Source organism: Oleidesulfovibrio alaskensis DSM 16109 (genome assembly GCF_000482745.1).
GTDB lineage: Bacteria > Desulfobacterota > Desulfovibrionia > Desulfovibrionales > Desulfovibrionaceae > Oleidesulfovibrio > Oleidesulfovibrio alaskensis.
Genome location: NZ_KI519496.1, coordinates 89,833 through 111,790 on the forward strand (window position 1 = coordinate 89,833; position 21,958 = coordinate 111,790).

21 protein-coding genes are annotated in these 21,958 nt (G+C 60.1%); 13 read left to right on the forward strand and 8 right to left on the reverse strand.

From position 1 onward, the window contains the following. Positions 1–188: 188 nt before the first annotated feature. From potA to H586_RS0117055, 4 genes are read left to right on the forward strand one after another with little or no spacing between them, the layout of a single operon-like run. Positions 189–1,310 carry a spermidine/putrescine ABC transporter ATP-binding protein PotA gene (potA, locus tag H586_RS0117040; protein WP_011369334.1) on the forward strand — a complete coding sequence of 374 codons (1,122 nt, stop codon included), beginning with the start codon at positions 189–191 and terminating at the stop codon, positions 1,308–1,310. Continuing rightward, positions 1,297–2,175 carry a spermidine/putrescine ABC transporter permease PotB gene (gene potB, locus H586_RS0117045; protein ID WP_027182619.1) on the forward strand — a complete coding sequence of 293 codons (879 nt, stop codon included), beginning with the start codon at positions 1,297–1,299 and terminating at the stop codon, positions 2,173–2,175. The genes potA and potB overlap by 14 nt, the downstream gene beginning before the upstream one ends. After that, entirely contained in the window at positions 2,175–2,945 is a 771-nt protein-coding gene (potC, locus tag H586_RS0117050; protein WP_011369336.1) for a spermidine/putrescine ABC transporter permease PotC, read from the forward strand. The genes potB and potC overlap by 1 nt, the downstream gene beginning before the upstream one ends. After that, positions 2,942–3,988, forward strand: coding sequence for an ABC transporter substrate-binding protein (locus H586_RS0117055; RefSeq protein ID WP_011369337.1), 1,047 nt, complete (start codon positions 2,942–2,944; stop codon positions 3,986–3,988). Before potC ends, H586_RS0117055 begins: the two co-directional genes overlap by 4 nt. Before the next feature lie 567 nt (positions 3,989–4,555). Here H586_RS0117055 and H586_RS0117065 read toward each other — a convergent pair. From H586_RS0117065 to H586_RS0117100, 8 genes are all read right to left on the reverse strand, one after another. Then, positions 4,556–4,945 carry a Fur family transcriptional regulator gene (locus H586_RS0117065; RefSeq protein ID WP_011369338.1) on the reverse strand — a complete coding sequence of 130 codons (390 nt, stop codon included), beginning with the start codon at positions 4,943–4,945 and terminating at the stop codon, positions 4,556–4,558. Between the two features lie 111 nt (positions 4,946–5,056). Next, the gene (locus H586_RS0117070; protein WP_027182621.1) at positions 5,057–6,883 is read right to left on the reverse strand and encodes an amino acid kinase family protein; all 1,827 of its coding nucleotides are present in this window, start codon (positions 6,881–6,883) and stop codon (positions 5,057–5,059) included. A gap of 20 nt (positions 6,884–6,903) precedes the next feature. Then, a complete protein-coding gene (locus H586_RS20300; protein ID WP_011369340.1) occupies positions 6,904–7,530 on the reverse strand; it encodes an acyltransferase in 627 nt (208 codons plus the stop codon). Positions 7,531–7,602: 72 nt separating this feature from the next. Beyond that, the gene (gene asnB / locus H586_RS0117080) at positions 7,603–9,501 is read right to left on the reverse strand and encodes an asparagine synthase (glutamine-hydrolyzing) (protein ID WP_027182622.1); all 1,899 of its coding nucleotides are present in this window, start codon (positions 9,499–9,501) and stop codon (positions 7,603–7,605) included. Further along, positions 9,489–10,889: a glycosyltransferase gene (locus H586_RS20575; RefSeq protein ID WP_011369342.1), complete on the reverse strand. Its 1,401-nt coding sequence runs from the start codon at positions 10,887–10,889 to the stop codon at positions 9,489–9,491. Before H586_RS20575 ends, asnB begins: the two co-directional genes overlap by 13 nt. After that, positions 10,882–11,730, reverse strand: coding sequence for a cytidylyltransferase domain-containing protein (locus tag H586_RS0117090; RefSeq protein ID WP_011369343.1), 849 nt, complete (start codon positions 11,728–11,730; stop codon positions 10,882–10,884). The genes H586_RS20575 and H586_RS0117090 overlap by 8 nt, the downstream gene beginning before the upstream one ends. Continuing rightward, a complete protein-coding gene (locus H586_RS20305; RefSeq protein ID WP_011369344.1) occupies positions 11,727–12,326 on the reverse strand; it encodes an acyltransferase in 600 nt (199 codons plus the stop codon). The genes H586_RS0117090 and H586_RS20305 overlap by 4 nt, the downstream gene beginning before the upstream one ends. Positions 12,327–12,328: 2 nt before the next feature. After that, positions 12,329–13,363, reverse strand: coding sequence for an N-acetylneuraminate synthase family protein (locus H586_RS0117100; protein ID WP_027182623.1), 1,035 nt, complete (start codon positions 13,361–13,363; stop codon positions 12,329–12,331). 293 nt (positions 13,364–13,656) lie between these two features. Here H586_RS0117100 and H586_RS0117105 point away from each other — a divergent pair, with 293 nt between their 5' ends. The 9 genes from H586_RS0117105 (at position 13,657) to H586_RS19730 (ending at position 21,946) form a co-directional block, all read left to right on the forward strand. After that, positions 13,657–15,468 carry an ABC transporter ATP-binding protein gene (locus H586_RS0117105; RefSeq protein ID WP_011369346.1) on the forward strand — a complete coding sequence of 604 codons (1,812 nt, stop codon included), beginning with the start codon at positions 13,657–13,659 and terminating at the stop codon, positions 15,466–15,468. 64 nt (positions 15,469–15,532) lie between these two features. Next, a complete protein-coding gene (locus H586_RS0117110) occupies positions 15,533–16,057 on the forward strand; it encodes a GntR family transcriptional regulator (protein WP_027182624.1) in 525 nt (174 codons plus the stop codon). A 17-nt stretch (positions 16,058–16,074) separates the two neighbouring features. After that, complete coding sequence (locus H586_RS0117115) at positions 16,075–16,836, forward strand: HpcH/HpaI aldolase family protein (protein WP_027182625.1); 762 nt, start codon at positions 16,075–16,077, stop codon at positions 16,834–16,836. Between the two features lie 26 nt (positions 16,837–16,862). After that, on the forward strand, positions 16,863–17,786 hold the full coding sequence (locus H586_RS0117120; RefSeq protein WP_011369349.1) for an NAD-dependent epimerase/dehydratase family protein: 924 nt from the start codon (positions 16,863–16,865) through the stop codon (positions 17,784–17,786). Positions 17,787–17,917: 131 nt separating this feature from the next. After that, the gene (gene kdsB, locus H586_RS0117125; protein ID WP_027182626.1) at positions 17,918–18,691 is read left to right on the forward strand and encodes a 3-deoxy-manno-octulosonate cytidylyltransferase; all 774 of its coding nucleotides are present in this window, start codon (positions 17,918–17,920) and stop codon (positions 18,689–18,691) included. Positions 18,692–18,694: 3 nt separating this feature from the next. Continuing rightward, positions 18,695–19,303: an acyltransferase gene (locus tag H586_RS0117130; RefSeq protein ID WP_011369351.1), complete on the forward strand. Its 609-nt coding sequence runs from the start codon at positions 18,695–18,697 to the stop codon at positions 19,301–19,303. A gap of 56 nt (positions 19,304–19,359) precedes the next feature. Continuing rightward, positions 19,360–20,277: a phosphoglycerate dehydrogenase gene (locus H586_RS0117135; RefSeq protein ID WP_011369352.1), complete on the forward strand. Its 918-nt coding sequence runs from the start codon at positions 19,360–19,362 to the stop codon at positions 20,275–20,277. Then, positions 20,277–20,927 carry an HAD family hydrolase gene (locus H586_RS0117140; protein WP_027182628.1) on the forward strand — a complete coding sequence of 217 codons (651 nt, stop codon included), beginning with the start codon at positions 20,277–20,279 and terminating at the stop codon, positions 20,925–20,927. The genes H586_RS0117135 and H586_RS0117140 overlap by 1 nt, the downstream gene beginning before the upstream one ends. Positions 20,928–20,986: 59 nt before the next feature. After that, positions 20,987–21,946, forward strand: a complete 960-nt coding sequence (locus tag H586_RS19730; protein WP_051364088.1) for an NAD-dependent epimerase/dehydratase family protein — start codon at positions 20,987–20,989, stop codon at positions 21,944–21,946. Positions 21,947–21,958: the final 12 nt, after the last annotated feature.

Below are 21,958 nucleotides of genomic sequence, written 5' to 3' on the forward strand. Positions count from 1 at the left end.
CCGGCAGGGGGTAGCCCCGGCCGGACTTCCGCAGTGTTACCGGCCTCTTGTTGTCTTGGGCAGGTTCTGCCCAAACTTTCCCAAATCCAGTAAAATCGAGTACCATCGCAGGACATGCTCCTGCACTGGCCGCGCGTACCGGCCCGTCCGACGGGTTGGCATCATGTTTTTTTATCGGGGGTGCGACGATGGCTGAACAGGATTACATATTCGAGCTGCGCGGAGTATCAAAATACTTCGACGACACCTGTGCGCTCGAAAATATAGATCTGCAGATCAGAAACGGCGAGTTCCTTACGCTGCTGGGCCCTTCGGGCTGCGGAAAAACAACCATTCTGCGTCTTCTTTCCGGATTCGAAACGCCCTCATCGGGCGATGTCATCCTGAGCGGCCGTGTGGTGAACGACGTTCCGCCCGAGCAGCGTCAGGTAAACACCGTGTTTCAGAATTATGCGCTTTTTCCGCATATGACGGTGCGTGATAACGTGGGCTTCGGGCTGAAAATGCAGAAACGTCCGAAGGATGAAATAGCCAGACGTGTGCGCGAAGCACTGAAGATGGTGCATCTGGAGCAGTTCGGCGACCGCAAGCCCGCGCGGCTTTCCGGCGGGCAGCAGCAACGAGTGGCCATTGCCCGCGCAGTGGTGAACAACCCCTATGTGCTGCTGCTGGACGAGCCCTTCAGCGCCCTTGATTTTAAGCTGCGCAAAAAAATGCAGCTGGAAATCAAGCATCTGCAGCGTCAGCTGGGCATCACCTTTGTCTTTGTGACACACGATCAGGAAGAGGCGTTTGCCATGTCCGACCGTGTGGTGGTGATGAATGACGGCCGCATTGAACAGATAGGCTCGCCGCAGGAAATATACGAAGAACCGGCCAACCTGTATGTGGCCCGTTTTGTGGGCGACATAAACATACTGGACGGTACCATAACCGCCCGCCGCAACGGCGTGCTGTATGACGCCACGCTGGAAGGCGTGCCTTTTCCCGTGCAGACCGGAAAGCAGTTTGAAACCGGCGACCGCGTCAAGGTTCTGCTGCGTCCCGAAGACATCCGCCTGCACATGATGCACGACCTGCCGGATGGTGAATACTTTACCGGCGCCATTGAAGAAACCGTGTACAAAGGCGCCACCGTTGATATTGTGGTGCGGCTGGACAGCCCCAGCGAAGGACAGCCCGGCAAACAGCTGCTGGTTGCAGAATTCTTCAACGAGGATGACGAAGAAATCAACTACACTCCGGGCGAACGCGTGGCCGTCACCTGGGTAAACGGCTGGGAGGTAGTGCTGGGAGATGATGGGGAGTAAGTTTTTCCGCCGGTTCAGCATCACCGCCGTTGCGCTGTGGCTGGGGCTTTTTGCGCTGGTACCGCACCTTATGCTGGTGGGAGCGTCTTTTCTGACGCGCGACCCCGGCAGCTTTGTTGCGCCGCAACTCACTCTGGACAACTTTATCCGTCTGTTCGATCCCATGTTCGTCAGAATATTTCTGGAATCGTTCAGGCTGGCGGGCATCACCACAGCTTTCTGCCTGCTGATGGGCTATCCGTTCGCCTTTCTGCTGGCCACAGCCCGCGAACACCTGCGCCCGTGGCTGCTGCTGCTTGTCATCATTCCTTTCTGGACAAACTCGCTCATCCGCACCTACGCCATGATCATTATCCTGAAATCCAACGGGGTGCTGAGCAAAGTGCTCATGGCGGCGGGGCTTATTGATGCCCCCATATCGCTCATGTACAGCGAAATAGCCGTGGTGGCCGGTTTTGCCTACACGTCGCTTCCGTTCATGATTCTGCCGCTGTTCGCTTCCATCGAAAAGCTGGACATGCGCCTGCTGGATGCCGCACGCGACCTTGGCGCCAGCACGCGGCAGACATTTTTTTCCGTCACGCTGCCCCTGACCATGCCGGGCATAGTGGCCGGCTGCATGCTTGTTTTTCTGCCTGCGCTGGGCTGTTTTTATGTGCCGGAAATACTGGGCGGTTCCAAAACGCTGGTCATGGGCAGCTTTATCAAAAACCAGTTTCTGGTGGCCCGCGACTGGCCGCTGGGTTCCGCTGCCAGCATAGTGATGACTCTTATTCTCGTGGTACTTATTCTGCTGTACTATATGGCAAAAAAACGCAGCGCCACGCATCACAAGGATGATGAACTGTACGGGGAGGGCATGTGATGAAAATCCTGCGCCGGACCTACATGTGGGCGGTCTACGCCTTTTTGTACATTCCCATTCTGGTGGTCATTGCCTATTCCGTCAACAACGCGAAATACACCACCGACTGGAAAGGCTTTACATGGAAGTGGTATCAGCAGCTGTTCAGCAACCAGCAGCTGATGGACGCCGCCGCAAACTCGCTCATGGTGGCCACCGTTGCCGCCACCTGCGCCACCGTGCTGGGCACGCTGGCCGCCCTGTGCATACACCGCTACCGCTTTACCGGACGCAAGGTGCTGCACGGCCTCACGTATGTGCTTACGGTGTCGCCCGATATCGTCATGGGCATCTCGCTTCTCATCTTTTTCATTTTCTTTCATATCGAGCTTGGTTTCGGCACGCTGCTGGCAGCGCACATCACGCTGTGCCTGCCTTTTGTCACGGTGACGGTACTGGGCCGCTTTTCGGAATTCGATGAAGATGTGGTGGCTGCAGCCAAAGACCTCGGCGCATCAGAAGGACAGGCCTTCCGCCATGTCATTCTGCCGCTTATCATGCCTGCCGTCATGGCAGGCTGGCTGCTCAGTTTCACACTTTCCATGGACGACGTGCTCATCAGCTTCTTTGTAACGGGGCCGAACTTTGATATTCTGCCCCTGCGCATCTATTCCATGGTCAGGCTGGGCGTAAAGCCCGACATCAACGCGCTGAGCGCGGTTCTGTTCTGCCTGACAATCGTACTGGTACTGCTGGCCCACACCCTTAGCAAGGCAAGGAGACGCCCATGAAAAAGCTCTTCGCCGTCATCCTGACGGTCATGCTGTGTCCGTTTTTTGCCCAGAACGCTCTGGCGCAGGATGAAAAAATCCTCAATGTGTACAACTGGTCGGAATACATTCCGCAGGATGTGCTGACGCAGTTCACGGAAGAAACCGGCATCGAAATCAACTACACCACGTTTGAATCCAATGAAGCCATGTACGCCAAGCTCAAACTGCTGGACGGCAAAGGCTACGATGTGGTGGTGCCTTCTACCTATTTTGTCACGCTGATGCGCGAACAGGGCCTGCTGGCCAGAATAGACACCGGCAAGCTGGATAACTTCAAGCATATTGACCCGTTTGTTCTGCACCAGCCCTTTGACCCGAAAAACGAATATTCCGTGCCTTACATGTGGGGTTCCACCAGCCTGCTGGTGAATACCGATCATGTCGATCCCGCATCCGTAACCAGCTGGCACGACCTGCTGCGTCCGGAATTCAAGGGCAAGATCATTCTGTCGGACGATCTGCGCGACACCATGGGCATGGCTCTGCTGGCCACCGGCCATTCGGTGAACAGCCGCAGCGATGCAGAGCTCAAAGAAGCGTACGAGTTTCTGAAACAGCTCTACCCTTCCGTACGCGTGTTTGATGTGACTGCCACCAAGCAGGCGTTCGCCAGCGAGGAAGTCATCATCGGCATGTCATGGAACGGCGATGCCACCGTGCTGACGCAGGAAATGCCCAATCTGCAGTACATCTATCCCCGAGAAGGCGCCCCCCTGTGGCTGGACAGCCTGTGCATTCCCAAAAATGCCGAGCACAAAGACAACGCCCATACGTTCATCAACTTTCTGCTGCGGCCCGACATTGCCAAGCGCATAGTGGAAGAATATCTGTATTCCACCCCCAACAAAGCCGCGTGGGAACTGCTGCCCGAAGACCTGAAAAACAGCCGGGCGGTTTCCCCCACAGCGCAGGATCTCGAAAAAAGCGAATTCTGCGACTCAGTGGGCCCCGCACTGCAGATATATGAAAAATACTGGCAGATGCTGAAAACCAGAAGTTAACGCATTGCGCCACCCGCACATAAAGCCCGCAGGCATAAGCCTGCGGGCTTTTTTTCATACGCGCATTGACAAAAAAAACTGCGGAGGCTCTCCGCAGGACGGTACTAAGCCGGAACAGGCCGCTGCCGCGCGCACGCACAAAGCCGGAGCACGGTCCGCCGCGGGTGCAAAAGCGCCTGCCGGAACCGCACCCCGCCGGAGCAGAGACACAGCCGTTCCGGCGGCAGAAAAGGCGGGCCGGTACACGGTCCGGAAGCAGCACCCGGACGGAGCAACACAAAACCGGCATGTGCAAGGTGTCAGAAAGACCGCCGGAAGGCGGAAAAAGGACCGCGCTCGTATGCACCATACGCCGCAGCCCTGCAGCCCAGTGGTCCGGATATGCGGGAGGTATGCAGCGGAGTCACCGCCGTTCACCGCCGTTTAGGCGGCACCGGTCTGCCATTGCGGGAAACCGGCACTGCACGGCCTTATACGGCAAAAAGCCGTGACCGGTGTGCGGAAAACGACAATGGCCGCGGGGCTGCGCCGCAGCCGTTCACAGCCGGCTGCAGCGCAGCCGCGGCATCAGTTTTTCGTCATGCATTCGTCGCAGATACCCTCAAACTCCACCCGCGCTGTGGTCACGGTAAAACCGGGCACATCAAGGCGGTTGAAAGCAGGCACGTCAAGCGGCTTCATCACATCACCCACACGGCCGCATTTTGTGCAGCGTACATGCTGATGCGGCGCCGTGTTGCCGTCAAAGCGTTTCTGGGCGCCTGCGTGCTCAAGCCGCAGAATCTCACCGGTTTCCGCCAGCAGATCCAGATTGCGGTATACCGTACCCAGGCTGATACGCGGCAGAATGGGGCGGACCATCTCATAAATCTCATCTGCGGTGGGGTGGCTCGTCACTTTACGCAACTCGTCAAGGATCACCTTGCGTTGCCTTGTCATTCTTGTCTGTGCAGCCATGGAAGCCTCCAGCAACTAATTAATAATAACCATTCCTAAAGTAGTGCCGCTGCAATGTCAAGGACCGGCGGTCTCGCGACCGCAGAAAATACTGTCCGCCACAAAAGCTCTTCAGCGTCCCTGCCCCGCCATCATGGCCGCCAGATGGCTTTCTATGCCTGACAGCGGGCAAGCGGTGTTCACATAGGCGCGGCTGAATGCCGTATCGCGCAGCTTGCCGCCCTGCTGCGGAGAATATCGCAACAGAGCCTGTGTCAGCTCATCCGCCGTATGAAACACGTGAACTCTGCGCTCCAGCAGCCGCAGCGCTCGTTCGGTGAACGGTGCCGTAGGGTCTGTCAGCAGAAAAATATCCATGTCATACGCCAGAGCCTCATACAGCGGCGTGGAAGGAAATTCAATGACCGCCAGAGAGGGCCGGTAGCGCTCCAGAAAATCACGCCAGCCCATCTGCACCACCTGAGCATGACGCAGCCCGCGCAGTGCGGATGTCACGGCAATGCTGTCGCGTGAAGCATGGGGAAAAGGTTTGACGATACTGCGCAGGTCGGTGCGCGCTTCAAGCGCTTCAAGCACGGCACACTGCGCACGGGCAAGCCTGTCCGCTCCGGTACGGCACGTCCAGAAAAGATCCACCGCGTTAGTGACGGGAAAGACCACATCCACAGGCTCGGCGCCCTGACGGGGCGATGCATGATCGGCATTGCCCCCCGGCAGTACCGTGCAGCACCTTACCGCGCCGTAAGCACGACGTTCACCGGCGCTGTAGGCGTCTTCAAAACATTCCTGATCGGCGGCATAACTGATAAAATGGGTGCAGGCGGCAAAATCGGTCATAAAATGTTTTTCGCCCAGATGCTGCGAAAGGTAACAGCCGCCGTGCTGCAGCCCCGCCACAGGAACGCCCTGCCGCATAAGAGCTTCCGAGGCAAGCCGCGAGGGAGTGCCTACCAGCGGCACTGTCCAGCCGGCCGCGGTCACCCCGTAGCAGTCATGAATCCGCTGCATGTGCACCGCAGGCGCCATGAAATAAGCCAGCCGTGCGGTAAAATCGGCAACAAGGCGATCCTGCAGCGCCTGCCTGTCCGTACCTGTAAACACAGGCCCGCCGGCCGATCCGCCGGGCACCCCCGGGGCCGACCTGCGCACATACTCCGCGGCGTCCGCCCACAACGTGCGGCCGGTGGCAGGTATTCCCCGTACCGGACGCACTCCTTCGCGCGGCCACACAAGAACAGTATCGGCATGGCGGGCAAACATGCCGCCAAGCTGCTTTTCAGGCTGAAAGACCACAGCCAGCGAGCGACCGCGGTGCAGCCGCACCCCCCGCCGCCCTTCGGCGGCGGCCCTCAGGCGCTGCAAAGTCCTGCGCGGTGCAAGAGCCAGACGCAAAGCCCGCTTCCAGCCGTGTTCCAGCACGGAGCCATGTGACGTGACGGGATGCTCCAGCAGCCGGGCGCCGTGCATATATGCCGCACTGCGCAAAATACCCAGAAAAGAAAAAACAGGATGGGCCGCAGCTTCGCGCTGATGCCAGTAATGCACGACGGCCGTGCCGTGCGGCACAAAAGCAGCATCGGCCCAGTGCGAAAGCAGACGCGCCCCCGTCAGGTGATACTGCCCGTGATAACGGTAGAGCAGGTCGAACACGTCCATTTCGGGCAGGCCGAGCATACGGCACAACCCGGCGGATATACCGGCATCCAGCGGCCGGAGCAGTTCATGCAGTTCACGGCAGGAGCTGTCCATGAGCGTGCGTATGGTGTTGTCCGGCGTGAAGGATGAAACATCACGGCATGCAACACCGTGAGCCTGCAGGTGGTCCACCACAGACCAGTGAGTTGAAAACACCCGTTCATGACGGGCCTGTGCGCCGTATGCCGCCAGAAACGCTTTCGATGCAGCGCAGGAGTCTATGAGATGCAGCGTGCCGCCCATATCTGTGGCTCCGGTATTCTTCAGGGCCTGTCGCAGATTTTTCTGGCAGGCACACCCACATTGACCGAATACGGCAGGGTATCTGCGGTCACCACGGCATTGGCACCGATAACGCTGCCATCGGCTATGGTCACGCCCTTTGTTACGGACACGTTGGCCGCCAGCCAGCAGTCACTGCCGATGATCACCGGTTCGTGCGTGTAACCGGACTGCCTGACGGGCACGCTGCGGTCGTAGACATGCTCGCTGGAGTTGATGCTCACACGGGGACCGATGATCGTACCGCGGCCTATGCGGACATCGGCTCCGGCATTAAGCAGCAGATACGGCGTAAGAGCGCACTGCTCTCCTATGTCCACCACGGCGTCCCGCGCCGCCACCAACCGGCACGGCCCGTCAACCACCACACCGTCCCGCAGAATTATGGTGCCGTTTTCACGGTTGCGCAAATCCAGATCACCCCACACGGAAACATTGTCTCCGATGATTATGCGGTCGCGTCTGCCACGCAGTTTGAGCAGGATGCGCCCCTTGATGAAAAAACCGCGGCCCACCTGCACGCCGTAACAGCGCAGCGCCCAGGCTATCAGCAGACTCCAGACTCGCCACAGACGGTCGCCGAAAAGCATTTCCAGTATCATTCTCATAAAATACACCTCTGTCGAAAAGCGTACGCAAAACTTACGAAAAGCAACCGGACAGTTATTGAAATAAATGCCTCACGCATCGGCGCAGTCTTCAAGAAACATCTTGCAGCACAGGATGTTAAACAAAAACTTGCTTTCGCTGTTGCCCAGAGACCGGCCGTCCAGCAGCTGCGCCACGGCATCACGCCGCACAATGTCCCATACGGGACTGTCCGCCAAGACCTGCGCCCGGACCGCGCTGTCCCGCACATCCAGAAAATCAAGCACCGGCGCATTGAACCCCACCTTGCGGCGGTTATCCAGAATCATATCGGGCACAATGCCGCGCATGGCTTCGCGCAGCACAGCCTTTGCCATTCCGTCGCGCACAAGATGCCGCACAGGTATGCGCAGCGAAAAATCAAACAGAGCTCTGTCCAGAAAAGGGGAACGGTTTTCCACCGAATGGTACATGGCGTTGAGGTCGTCCTCATGCAGAATGACGGGAACCGCTTCGTGGAACAGTTCGTTCAGCATTCTGTTGCGCAGGGGCACGGCGTGGTAGGCATGTTCCGTAAAAGGCTCGTCGAAAGGCTGACGCAACGCCCCGGCGAATCTGTCGTTATGCAGGTATATGTGGCCGCGTTCCTGCGGGGCGTGCACAAACACCTCCGGGTCCTGCAGGTACGGGTTGCGCACCACGGGTGCCACATGGCGGCGCCAGTTTTCCAGCGCTTTGTCGTACAAGGCGCCCGAACCGTACATGGCGGCCAGATACAGATTATGATGGTCGTAGTAGCCGGTGAACAGTTCATCGGCGGCCGTACCGCTGATGGATATGGCATATCCCTGCTGCCGGATACGCTGCATGAGCAGCCAGTGCACATAATATGAAATGGTCAGCACCGGCGCATCGTGGGCACGCACCAGAGTCCGCAGCCCGTCCAGAAACCCCGCGACGGAAGGTGATACCGAGGTATGCCGCAGTCCGAGCTCGCGGACCACATGCTCCACGCATTCACGCTCTTCGTAGCGGGCGTCGGTGTTCATGACCGTGAATCCGTGCACATCGTACCCGAACACCCTGCGGGCGATGCAGATAAGCGAATTGGAATCAATTCCGCCACTCATGCAGAACGCCAGCGGCACATCAGCTCTCAGACGCAGCTCCACGGAGCGGATGAGGCGCTCGCGCGTGCCGCGCACAGCGTCTGCAAAACTCATGTCTTCCTGCACGGGGTCGTGCGCGGCATGAGGACGCTCCCAGTAGCACAGTCCCCGCAGGCCGCCGGCATCCGCCGCCAGCATGGTTCCGGCGGGCACCTGACGCAGACCGGCAAAAAACGTCTGCCGGGTTTTGTACAGCGACTTGTAGCCGTTTACCAGATACCGGCGCAGATGCTCTGTATCGGGCCGCAGGGGCCGCCCTGTCAGCGCGGCCAGCAGTTTAGGCTCCGAGCCGAAATACAGCCCGCCGTCGTCATCGCGCAGGTAATACAACGGCTTTTCGCCGAAACGGTCACGTCCCAGCACCAGCGTGCCGCGCGAAGCATCAAAGTAGGCAAAGGCCCACATGCCTTCGCATGCGTCCAGCGCTCCCGCCATGCCGTGCAGCAGGTCTTCTGCGACGTGGCCCCCGCACAACAGGGACCGCCCCTGCGGATCCAGCGCCCGCAACAGCACCTCGGTATCGCCGGTGGTGTCAAAAGCCAGCCCGCCCCGCTCAAGCCGTTCACGCACTTCGGAAAAATTGTACAGCTCGCCGTTGAATGCCAGCACTCCGCCGCCGCGCTGCATGGGCTGACCCGAACGCGGGTCGGGGTCCAGTATGGAAAGCCGTGCATGCAGAAGCAGCACATGCCTGCCGTCCGCGGTACACCGCCGGAATGTGCCGCTGCCGTCCGGCCCGCGGTGGCGCATGGCCGCATGGCAGCGCCGCACGGCGTCATCCGGAAGACAGCGCCTGCCTATGTACCCTGCTATTCCGCACATATACGTTCACGCTCCAGACGCAGCAACGTTTCGGCAACAGCCAGATCGCGCGCAGAAGACACCACATGCAGCGCGTCACCTGCCAGCACTATGTGCCCCACCCTGTCGCCCAGCCAGTGCGGGCTTTTTTCGTACCAGCCGCGGGTAAGCAGGTGCAGCCCCGGCACGGCACGGAAAAGATACTCACGCTCGAACCGCATGCCGCCGTAACGCTGATTGTTGCCAACCAGCTGCAGCCCCGTGCCGTCATGCCGGAAAAAAAGATCATTCTCAGGGTTGACGGGTATCACCGTATCAACATCGAAAATACGTGCCGTATTGACGGCCTTGTCAATGTACAGGCTGCTGCGGAAAGGCGTTTCCACTGACAGCATCATGCAGGCGCGGGCCTGACGGGCCAGCAGAGGCAGACTGTCCAGCACGTGCTGCAGGGTGTCATGCAGCGCGGTATTGCTGCGGGCAAACGCTCTGGGACGCTCCACAATGTGCACAGCGCTGCCGTACCGCCGCCGCACATGGTCCATCACTGCCGCATCGGGCGTGGTGACAGCCACACCGCACAGCTGCGTTGCCTCCAGCGCGGCATCCAGCGTCCAGTCCAGCAGCGTTCTGCCGCCCAGCTGCTCCAGCGCCAGACAGTGGGGGTCCACGGAAAGCCCGCGTACAGGAACAAACGCCAGTGTGGGACAGGCCGGCCGGTTGCTTCTGCGGGCATGCGCCTCTTTGATGCGCGCGCGGGTTTCCACAATCATCCTGCGGTCGCCCGACAGACTGCCGCCATGCTGGCGATAGTAAAACAACGGTTCGTTAACGTTGCGCACATCGTGCTTTTCAATAAACCGCAACCACAGGTCATACCCGTCCTGACAGCGGAATTCTTCGCTATAGCCGCCCACGCTCAGCAGATGTGACCGCCTGATAAGCGTGCACGCGCCGTGCGCCGGCATATCGGGCAGCGAAACACCGCCGTTGAAATCGTTGCGGATCTCTCTGCCGATAACGGCCCCGTTTTCATCAACGTAATAATAATCGGGAAAGACAAGCCCCACGGAAGGGTTGCGCTCCAGAATATCCGTCATGACGGCCAGCGCTTCGGGTGCCAGATAATCATCGGCATCCAGCCGCATGATGTACCGCCCGCGTGCCATGCCAAGGGCCGTGTTGCTGGTGCGGTTCAGCCCGGCGTTCTGCTGCAGCAGTACGCGCACCCCGGGGCGCCCCTCATATTCCAGCACGATATCGCGCGACCCGTCCGTGGAACCGTCATCAATGATGAGCAGCTCATAATCGTGCAGGGTCTGGGCAAACACGCTTTCCACAGCCTGACGCAGAAACCTGCCGTAATTGTAATTGGTGATGTAGACCGTAACAAGCGGTTGGCTAGCCATGCAGGCATTCCCTGTACAGTTCGATTATTTCATGGGCGGCATAGGCCGTATGCGGCCGGTCCATTCTGGCCAGCATACGCTCAAACAGGGCAAAATCTTCTTCCGTATCCACGGCCAGCTGGATTTCACCCAGCGAAGGATCACCCGATTCCATATTCATGATGCGGATGCTGCGGGTGTCGTAAAAGTATTTGGTCACATGCTCCAGATGCTCGGGCAGATGCATGGCGGCATACCCTGCCAGAAATGCCGATGCGCGGCATACTTCGACACTCTGTCCCTTGGGAAAGGTGCGGCGCAGCACGTTGGTGACCATGTCGGGCAGTTCGGTGGCGTCATGTCCGGCATATCCGGCCAGAGTCACCGACCCGCAGGCAACCAGCGGCAGAGAGGCACACTCCGCGTGCATGTTGCCCCGCTGGGCATGACTGTCGGACAGTCCGGCGGCAGAAACACCGCCAAGCCCGTACAGCAGATTCACGGCACTGGAAATGGTCTGCGGATCAATAAACGGGCTGTCGCCGTTGATGCGCACAAAGGCATCCCACCCGCGCCAGCGCACACAGGCCGCCACGCGGCCGGCCACATCGACATCCGACCCGCGGAACACCGCAAGATCACAGGCCGCGGCATATTCCTCCAGCCGGTCATCCACGGTTCTGTCCGTTGTGGCCAGCACAATTTCTGAAACCCCGCGGACCATACGGGCCCGTTCCACAACATACCCCAGCATTTCCTTGCCGGCAGCCGTACGCAACGCCTTGCCCGGCAGACGGGTCGAATCAAGCCGCGCCAGAATGATTATTCCGACACCGCCTTTTTTCTGCAGCACCGCATTCATTTTCTGTATCCCACTATCCGTGCCGGAGCACCGGCCACGATGGCCCCTGCAGGCACATCGGCAGTAATGACGCTGCCGGCCCCCGCCACAGCGCCGGTTCCTATACGCACCCCCGAAACCACGGTCACACGCGCCCCCAGCCACACATCATCGCCCACCACCACGGGGCGGGCGGTCATATCCTGCGTGTTGATTCTGCTGCCCGCCGCAATGCCGTGGTCGGCATCCACCAGATAACAGAAGGGCGCTATGAGGCAGTCCGCCCCTATCACTACAGAGTAGCTTGCAAAAATAGTCGTGTGATATCCTATTGTCGTATTGCTGCCGATGCGCAGTTCACCCTGCGGCTGAGCCACACACAGCCGCGCGCCCTGTTTGAAAAACACATTGTCGCCGAAATGCATATGCCGCGTGTACCGCATCAGATGCACACCGCTGTCCATGTGTATGCCGCAGCCGGCACTGCCCACGCGGCGCAGCTGCCACCAGCGGCGCATGTCGTGCCACAGCCCGCCGGACGCCGCCGTGCGCACGCGGCTCTGAAAACGTCTTTCATCCGGGCCGTGCTGCGGGGGCTGCATCTCTGAAGACATCATGATCACTCCTGTTCCAGCACGGCCTGCAGGTCGGCAGCCGTAAGCACCTCGTGCGCTCCCATGCTGCGCGGCGCCCTGCGCCCCAGAAAATCCTCGTAGCGGGTGGCGCACACGCCGTGCGCGGGCCGCAGCACTGTCAGGTTGTCTTCAGTAAACAGCTGTCCGGCGGCTATATCCTGCGCCGCGTACACAGAACGCCGGAACGATGTCACATGTCCCTGCGCCTTTTCTGTGTCCGTGGGCTGCTTGACCCAGCTGCCCTGCAGCGTGCGCGCCCTGCGGATGCGTTTCAGCAGGTCGCGCAGTTCGTCCCGCGTGATTGAAACAAGATGGTCGCGGAAACTTTTTCCTTCCCGCGTATCCGTAAAATGCAGCTCGAGTATCTGCGCACCCATGACAGCAGCGGCATAGGCCGCCTCGCTGTCCGTGGTGTGGTCGGAATAGCCCACCGGCAGGCCGAATGCCTGACGCAGCGAATGCATGACATTCAGGTTGGCGTCGCCGTCCGGACAGGGGTATGCCGAGGAACACTGCAGCAACGCCAGTTTGCCCTGCGTGATATAGGAGGAATCCAGACTGCCGATATACCGCACCGCGGCTTCCACTTCCGGCATGGTGGACAGCCCCGTGGACAGAACCAGCGGCTTACCCGTGGACACCAGTGCCCGCAGCATGGGGCAGGCGGTGAGGTCGCCGGAACCAGCCTTGTGAATACGCACATGCGGTTCTATCCAGCCCAGCCGTTCCCTGTCCCATGCCGAGGCCATGAACTGCACCCCCGCATGGCGGCACATGTCGATAAGCGCCTCGTACTGCCCGCGGCTCAATTCAAATTTTTTAAAATGCCGGTTGCGGTCAGGACTTTCAACGCGGCTGACCAGAGCATCACCGGCGTACACCTGCAGCTTCACGGCATCAGCGCCGGATTCAATGGCCAGCGAGACAAGCTTTCTGGCGTAAGCGAAATCGCCTTCGTGGTTGCCGCCGATTTCGGCTATCACAAACACGGGGTTTTTATCAGATATGAAATAACTCACAGCTTTTTCACCATGTGCGTTCAATTTTGCTGTTCAAAACCGTCATCTCGCGGCAGCCCGCATCTGACGCCCTGCCGCGGTTGCGGACACCGGCCGTGGTGCCTTTTTTCTGTGCGGGCTTTGACGCATGCCCCGCAGGGTGTGTATGGTGCCGTTGACAGTAATGCCTCTTTGGCGATACCTAGTTTGTACAGTTTTTCTGTACTCAAAAAAGACAAGCATGGCAACAACCACACGGCGACACAAGCCGTTCCGCAGCAAAATACAATAACAATCAACAAGATACATCTGACATGCTGCATTCCACTCTGGACGTTCTGCGCAGTATCCTGCACCTTCTCCCGGCTGGTCTCCGCCGCCGGTTCTGGATCATTGCCGCCGGCATGGGGCTGGTCTCCGTTGTCGAAATGCTGTTCATTGCCTGTGTCGCCCTTTTCGCATCGGCATCCACCGCTCCGGAAAGCATACTCGGTTCGGAACGTCTGGCACCGCTGCGACATGCCGCAGGGGCTGCCTTTCCCGCTTCCGCCACGGAACTGCTCATCATCCTCAGCTGCGTCATGCTGCTGCTTGTGCTGGCAAAAAACGCCGGCGCATGGATGCTCACACAGGCCAGCAGCACCTTCTGCGCCCGGGTGGACGCCACCGTGGGCGAAATGCTGCTGCAGCGCTTTCTGCGCAGACAGTACCTGTGGCATCTGGGCAGACACTCCGCCGATCTTGTGACGCTGCTCACCTGGCGGCGCGAGGTGGGTTCCGCCCTGACATTTCAGGCCATGCAGGGCATGAACGAACTGCTGGTGGCCGCCGTTTCCGTGCTGACACTCATCGCATGGGCGCCGCTGGCCAGCGCCATCATCATGGCGGTGCTTACGCTGGCCGCAGTCATCGTACTGCGGGTGGTCCGCCCCGGCATAGACCGCCATGCCCAGCGCTGGACACGCTTTGACATGGCCGCCAACAAAGCTGCCACCACCGCCCTGCACGGCATAAAAGACATCAAGGCTTCCGGCAGGGGACAGGCGTTCTTTGATGCCTACCGCCGCAACGTGCGTACCGCCGCCGATGCCGATGCCGTCACCCGCGTGCTGGGCACATCACCCCAGTGGCTGCTTGAAACGGCAGGTATTTTTGCTCTGTGCGGCGTCACGCTGTATCTCACACTGGGCGCCGGCGCGGACGCCGCGGAAATAACCGGCACACTGGCGCTGCTGGGCGTGGCCGCGTGGCGCGCACTGCCGGCGGTCAACAGGCTGCTCATCCGCGTGGCCAACATCCGGCGGGCATTGCCTCAGACCCTGCGCATCATCGACGTGCTGCAGTCCCCTTTTGCCGCAGACCAGCAGGGCAACGACGAGCTGCCGCCCCTGCGCGGCGCCATCACCTTCAGCAACGTGAGTTTTTGCTACGGCGAAAACGGCAGGCCTGCGCTGGACAATATCTCGCCGGTCTTCCGCGCAGGCACCATGACCGGCATCGTGGGCGCCTCCGGTGCGGGCAAATCCACCATTGCGGACATGCTTACCGGCCTGCTGCCCGTGCAGCAGGGCAGCATAACCATGGACGACACTCCGCTGACACCGCGCACCATGGCCTGCTGGCGTTCCCGCGTGGGCTATGTGGGGCAGAAACCCTACATCATAGACGGAACCCTTGCGGAAAACATCGCCTTTGTCCCTCAGGGGGGTTCCTTCGACCGCCAGAGAGTGCTTGAATGCTGCCGCATGGCGGGCATGGATTTTGTCCGGCATCTGCCGCAGCAGGAAGACACCCCCATAGGTGAACGCGGCGCGCGGCTTTCCGGCGGGCAGGCCCAGCGAGTGGCGCTGGCAAGGGCACTGTACGGCCGCCCGCAGGTGCTGGTGCTGGACGAAGCCACCAGCGCGCTCGACAAAGGCAGCGAAGACATCATCCGTCACACCATACGTTCGCTGGCGCACAACTATACGGTTATCGTCATCGCACACCGGCTTTCCACCATAGAGGACTGCGATTCGCTTATCTGGCTGGATAACGGCACCGTACGCATGCAGGGCCCCGCAGCACAGGTGCTGCCGCAGTACAGACAATTTCTCGCCCTTGCGGCACAGCGCGCACAAAACTGATGCGCGCCCTATTTCCGGCTCTTGAGGGCCGTACATATAACGTCAGGTTTTAGTCATCATGAACATGCTCAGTTCGCTTTTCACATCGAAAACCCGGGTCAAACTGCTCATAAAGCTTTTTCTCAATCCGGACGTCTCGTCCTACCTGCGTGAGCTGGCTTCGGAATTCGAACTCTCGCCCAACGCGCTCAAGGAGGAACTCGACGGCCTTTCGCAGGCCGGCTACCTCAACAAGGAAAAAAAAGGGCGCTACATCTTTTACAATGCCAACCGCAGTCATCCGTTTTTCCCTGAAATAAGCTCCATTGTGCGCAAGCACATGGGCATTGACGGGCTGGTGGAAATCATCGTCAACCATCTGGGCACCGTACTGGAAGTCTATATACTGGACGACTACGCCAACGGCGTGGACAGCGGGCTTATCGACGTGCTCATCGTGGGCGACGTGGACCCCGAAAAAGTACATACCCTGTGCGTGAATGCCGAAAAACACCTGAAACGCAGGGTGCGCACACTCATATTGACCGAAACCCAGTTCGAGGACAGCCGCGACGTGATAATGAAGCGGCCCCACTGGAAAATTTTCTGATCATGACGGAACAAACCATGCATACAGCACAGTCCATACGCGAAACCATGCAACGCGGCCTGCCCTCTGTGGGCACATGGCTGCAGCTGCCCTCTGCCGACGTGGCCGAAATACTGGGCGCGGCAGGCTACCAGTGGGTGGCCGCCGACCTGGAGCACGGCGCCTTCAGCCGGTCACAGCTCCCCGATGTGTTCCGTGCGGTGTCGCTGGGCGGAACGGCCCCCTTTGCCCGCGTGGCCCACTGCGACATGACCGGCATCAAGGCCGCGCTGGATTCCGGCGCACAGGGCCTCATTTTTCCCATGATAGAAACACGCGCCCAGCTGGACGAAGCCATAAGCTGGGCACTCTACCCGCCTGCCGGAACACGCGGGGTGGGATTCTGCCGGGGCAACCTGTACGGCAGAAACTTCGACCACGGCATGGCACAGGCTGCCGAAACCGTTTTTGTGGCGCAGATAGAACACATCCGCGCCGTGGAAAACATTGACGATATTCTGAGCCATCCGCGGCTGGACGCCATCATGGTGGGTCCCTACGACCTGTCCGGATCCATGGACTGCACTGGCGATTTCGCCCATCCGCAATTCACGGCCGCACTGGCCCGCATCGAGTCCGCCGCCAAAGCCCGTCAGATTCCCATGGGGCTGCATATCGTCTCGCCCGATCCGGCAGAGCTGGCCCGCCGCACGGCGCAAGGGTACCGCTTCATCGCTTACGGGCTTGATGCCGTCTTTCTGTGGAATGCCGCACAGAACCCTGCCGCGGCACCCCGCTGAACCTGCAGCCGATAACGGAGTACGTCATGAAAATCACAGTATTCGGCGGTGCCGGTTTTCTCGGTTCGCATGTTTGCGACAAGCTGTCGGAAGCAGGCCACGAGGTCACCATATTCGACATTGTCGCATCCCCGTGGCTGCGCGGCGACCAGACCATGATCACAGGCGACATTCTGGACGAAAACGCCGTGCAGCGGGCAGTGGACGGGGCACAGGCCGTCTACAACTTTGCCGGTATAGCCGACATAGGCGAAGCCGGAGAACGCCCCGTGGACACGGTGAAGTACAACATACTGGGCAACACCATTGTGCTGGACGCCTGCCGCAGGGCAGGAGTCCGTCGTTTTGTCTTTGCCAGCTCGGTGTATGTGTACAGTCAGGCGGGCAGCTTTTACCGCTGCAGCAAACAAGCCAGCGAACTGTACATCGAAACCTACCAGCAGCTGCACGGGCTTGATTACACCATACTGCGCTACGGCTCGCTGTACGGTCCCCGCGCCGACAAGCGCAACGCCATATACCGTTTTGTGCGCGAAGCTCTGGAAACAGGACACATCACCTACTACGGCCGTCCCACGGCGCTGCGCGAATACATCCATGTGGAAGATGCGGCGCGCTCCAGCGTGGAGATACTCAACCCCGAATATGCCAACCTGCACATCGTGCTGACCGGACACCAGCCCATGCAGGTGGGAAATCTGCTTAAAATGATTGCCGAAATGCTGGGCAGACCTGTCAGTTTTTCATTCAACGACAATCCCGCCAGCGGGCACTACGAAATTACACCGTACAACTTCAGTCCCCGCGTGGGCAGAAAAATGACCCCTGTGCTGCATACCGACCTGGGACAGGGCGTGCTGCATACCATTGAAGAACTGCACAGGGAGCTGCACCCCGAAATGGATGAGGTGCAGGGCGTGCTGGTGCACGACCCCGGAAGCGGCAGCTGAGCCTGCCCCTGAAAAGTTGCCCCTGAAAATTTATCCCTGATGATTTCTTTCTGATGATTTATTTCTGACAGCCCGCGGCTGCCGCAGCGGCAGTACGCGGGGCACAGCAAGAACACCGCAAGGACACAGCAATGAACATTATCGCCATAATACCCGCCCGCATGGGTTCCAGCCGGTTTCCCGGCAAACCGCTGGCCGACATCCACGGCGTGCCCATGGTGGGCCACGTGGCACTGCGCACCGCCATGGCTCCCGCTGTCAGCGAAACATGGATAGCCACCTGCGACGAAGAAATCATGGAATATGCCCGCAAGGCCGGCATCAAGGCGGTCATGACGGCAGACACCCATGAACGCTGCACGGACCGCACTGCGGAAGCCATGCTTAAAATTGAAGAAATGACCGGTAAAAGCGTGGATATCGTCGTCATGGTGCAGGGAGATGAGCCCATGGTCACTCCGGACATGATAGACGCCGCTATAGCCCCCATGCTGGAAGACGCCTCGGTGAACGTGACCAACCTGATGGCCGACATGGAAACAGAAGCGGAATTTGAAGACCCCAATGAAGTCAAGGTGGTGACAGACCTGCACGGTGATGCGCTGTACTTTTCGCGCGAGCCTGTGCCCTCGCGCAAAAAGGGCGTGCTCAACGTGCCCATGCGCAAACAGGTCTGCGTCATCCCGTTCCGCCGCGATTATCTGCTGCGCTTCAACAGCCTGCCTGAAACCCCGCTGGAACGCATCGAGTCGGTGGACATGATGCGCATTCTCGAACACGGAGAAAAAGTACGCATGGTGCCGTTCTCCGGCAGAACCCTGAGCGTGGACACCCCGCAGGATCTGGAAAGGGCCCGCGCCATGATGCAGCAGGATACCCTGCGCAGAGACTACACCGGAGCCTGACCCATGCTGCCGCGTCCTGAAACGCTCTGCCTGCGCGCTGCGCTGCGCGACAACGCCGAAGAACTGTGGACATGGCTTGCAGCCGTGCCGCCCACCGCAGCGGGCACCCTGCTGCGTATGGCCATGCTGCGGCCGCTGTTCGGCAGCGGCGCGCCCCGTATGGGAACAGGCTGCCTGCTGCGGGGCTGCCGCAACATGCACTTTGCGCAGCAGGTGCGCATCATGCCGCGCTGCAGCCTGTACGCCCGCGGCGGCAGCATCAGCATCGGCAGCCGCACGGCACTCAACAGCGGGGTATTTGTGGACGCCGAAGACGGCGGTACCATAACCATAGGCAGCGACTGCGGCATAGGGCCCGGCACCGTCATCCGTGCGGCAAACCACAGGTTCGGCAAAGCCGGTATTCCCATCAGCATGCAGGGGCACAGGCCGGGCCGCATAGTCATAGAGGATGACGTCTGGATAGGCGCCAACTGCACCATTTTGCCCGATGTACGCATAGGCACCGGCGCAGTTGTGGGCGCAGGAGCAGTTGTGACGCGCGATGTGCCCCCCCATACCGTGGCCACCGGCGTACCGGCGCGCGTCACCGGCAGCCGCTCCGACCGCTGAACGCGCCATCAAACCCGTGCGCATGGCGCACAATATCTGCTTTACGGATAAACAGCATGAAAATAGCCATAACAACGTCGTCATTCGCCCGCTTCAGCGAGGCACCGCTGCAGCTGCTGCGGCAGGAGCACATAGACTATGTGCTGAACCCGCTGGGCCGCAAACTGACCGAAAACGAAACCATAGACCTGCTGCAGGACTGCGTGGCCGTGGCGGCAGGCACGGAACCGCTCACAGCCCGCGTCATGGACGCGCTGCCCGGCCTCAAGGTCATCTCCCGCTGCGGCACCGGCATGGACAACGTGGACATGGAAGCCGCACGCGCACGCGGCATCGCCGTACGCAACACGCCGGACGGCCCCACGCAGGCAGTGGCGGAACTGACCCTCGGACTGGCTCTTGATCTTATGCGTCAGGTTTCGCGCATGGACAGGGAACTGCGTTCCGGCGTGTGGAAAAAACGCATGGGCAACCTGCTGGGGGGCAAGCGGCTGGGTATTGTCGGCATGGGTCGCATAGGCCGCGCCGTGGCAGATATTTTCACACCGCTGGGAGTACAGGTGGCCTTCAACGATCCGGTATCCTGCTGCGGTGATTATCCCTGCATGCCCGTGGAAGAACTGCTCGGCTGGGCGGATATTCTGAGCCTGCACTGCTCCATGACGGGCGGCGAATGTTCGCTTTTCACCGCGGAACACCTGCGGCGCATGAAACGCGGCAGCTGGGTGATCAACGTGGCCCGCGGCGGCCTGATAGATGAGCAGGCGCTGTACGAAGCCCTTGCCGACGGCCATCTGGCCGGCGCCGCCGTGGATGTTTTCGGCAACGAACCCTACACCGGACCGCTGAGTTCGCTGGACAACGTCATCCTGACTCCGCACATCGGGTCTTACGCCAAGGAGGCCCGCATACGCATGGAAACCGATACCATTGCCAATCTCATCGACGCGCTGCGCGCCGCCGGAGTGAAATAATGGCGCTGGAACTGGTTGTCTTTGACTGCGACGGAGTTCTGCTGGAAAGCGTGGAGGTAAAAACCCGCGCCTTTGCCCGCACGGTGGAAGAGCACGGTCCCGCAGCCGTTGGGCGGATGCTGGAATACCATGCGGCTCACGGCGGAGTGAGCAGATTCAGAAAGTTTGAATGGTTCTGCACCGAGGTGCTGGGCAGGCCCGCGCGGCAGGAAGACCTGCAGACCATGGGCGAAAGGTTTGCCCGACTGGCCTTTGAAGAGGTTATGGCCGCCCCCTGCGTGCCCGGTGCACTGGAAACGGTGGAAGCACTGCACGGCAGAGTGCCTTTGTATGTGGCATCGGGCGCCCCCCATGACGAGCTGAATACGGTGCTGAGCGCCCGCGGACTTGCCGCACGTTTCGACGGCGTGTTCGGCTCGCCGCCGCACAAGACGCAGCTGCTGGCGGACATTCTGGAAAGAACAGGCGCTGCCGCGACCCGCACGGTAATGGTGGGCGACAGCAGCACCGATCTGGAAGCGGCCACAGCCTGCGGCACCCTGTTTTTCGGCAGGGGCGCGGTTTTTGCCGGCTCCGGCCATCCGTGGGCAGCCGACCTGCACCCGCTCAAGGACCACCTGCTGCAGCTGTTGCAGTGCGGCGGGGCATAACCCGTCCCAAAGCAGACAGACCACGTTCCGGCCCGTGCCGGACACGGAGCATACAGACAATGGCAAACTATCTTGTAACCGGCATTGCCGGATTCATCGGTTCCGCCGTGGCGCGCGCCCTGCTGCAGCAGGGACATCAGGTCACCGGCGTGGATAACCTGACAACAGGATACCGCGACAATGTTCCCGCGGGTGCCGCCTTTATCAAGGCAGACTGTCAGGACGCCGCCCTGTACGATACCGTCCTGCCGCGCACCCCCTTTGACGCGATTTTTCACATAGCCGGACAAAGCAGCGGCGAAGTGAGTTTTGACGATCCCGCATATGACCTGCGCACCAACACTGAATCGACGCTGCATCTGCTGCGGTTTGCCCGCCGCACCGGCTGCACGCGGCTCATATATGCCAGCACCATGTCGGTATACGGCTGCCAGCCGGACGAACCCGTGCATGAAACAGCCCCCGCAGCACCGCTTTCATTCTACGGTGTGGGCAAACTGGCCAGCGAGCACTACCTGCGCCTGCATGAACAGTTCGGCATCCGTTCCACCGCGCTGCGCCTGTTCAATGTGTACGGCCACGGGCAGAACATGGACAACATGCGTCAGGGCATGGTTTCCATTTTCATGGCCATGATGCTGCGCAACGGGCACATTCATGTGAAAGGCAGCCCGGAAAGATACCGGGACTTTGTGCACATTGACGACGTGGTACGCGCCTTTCTGCTCTGTCTCGGGCAGCAGCGCTCGCACGGCGAAGTGATCAACATCGCCGGCAGCGGCCGTGTTACCGTGGGGCAGCTGGTGGAAGAACTGCGTGCTCTGCATCCGGCACCTGTCACCGTGGAGTTTTCCGGCTGCACGGCAGGAGACATGCACGGCATACATGCAGACAAAGACAAAGCCCGCACAGTACTGGGCTATACGCCGCAGGTTTCGCTGCGGCAGGGGCTGGAAGACATGTACCGGCGCACCGCACCGCTGCTGACCCGGCACCACGGGGCAGAAAACGCATCCTGAACGCAGGGAGAC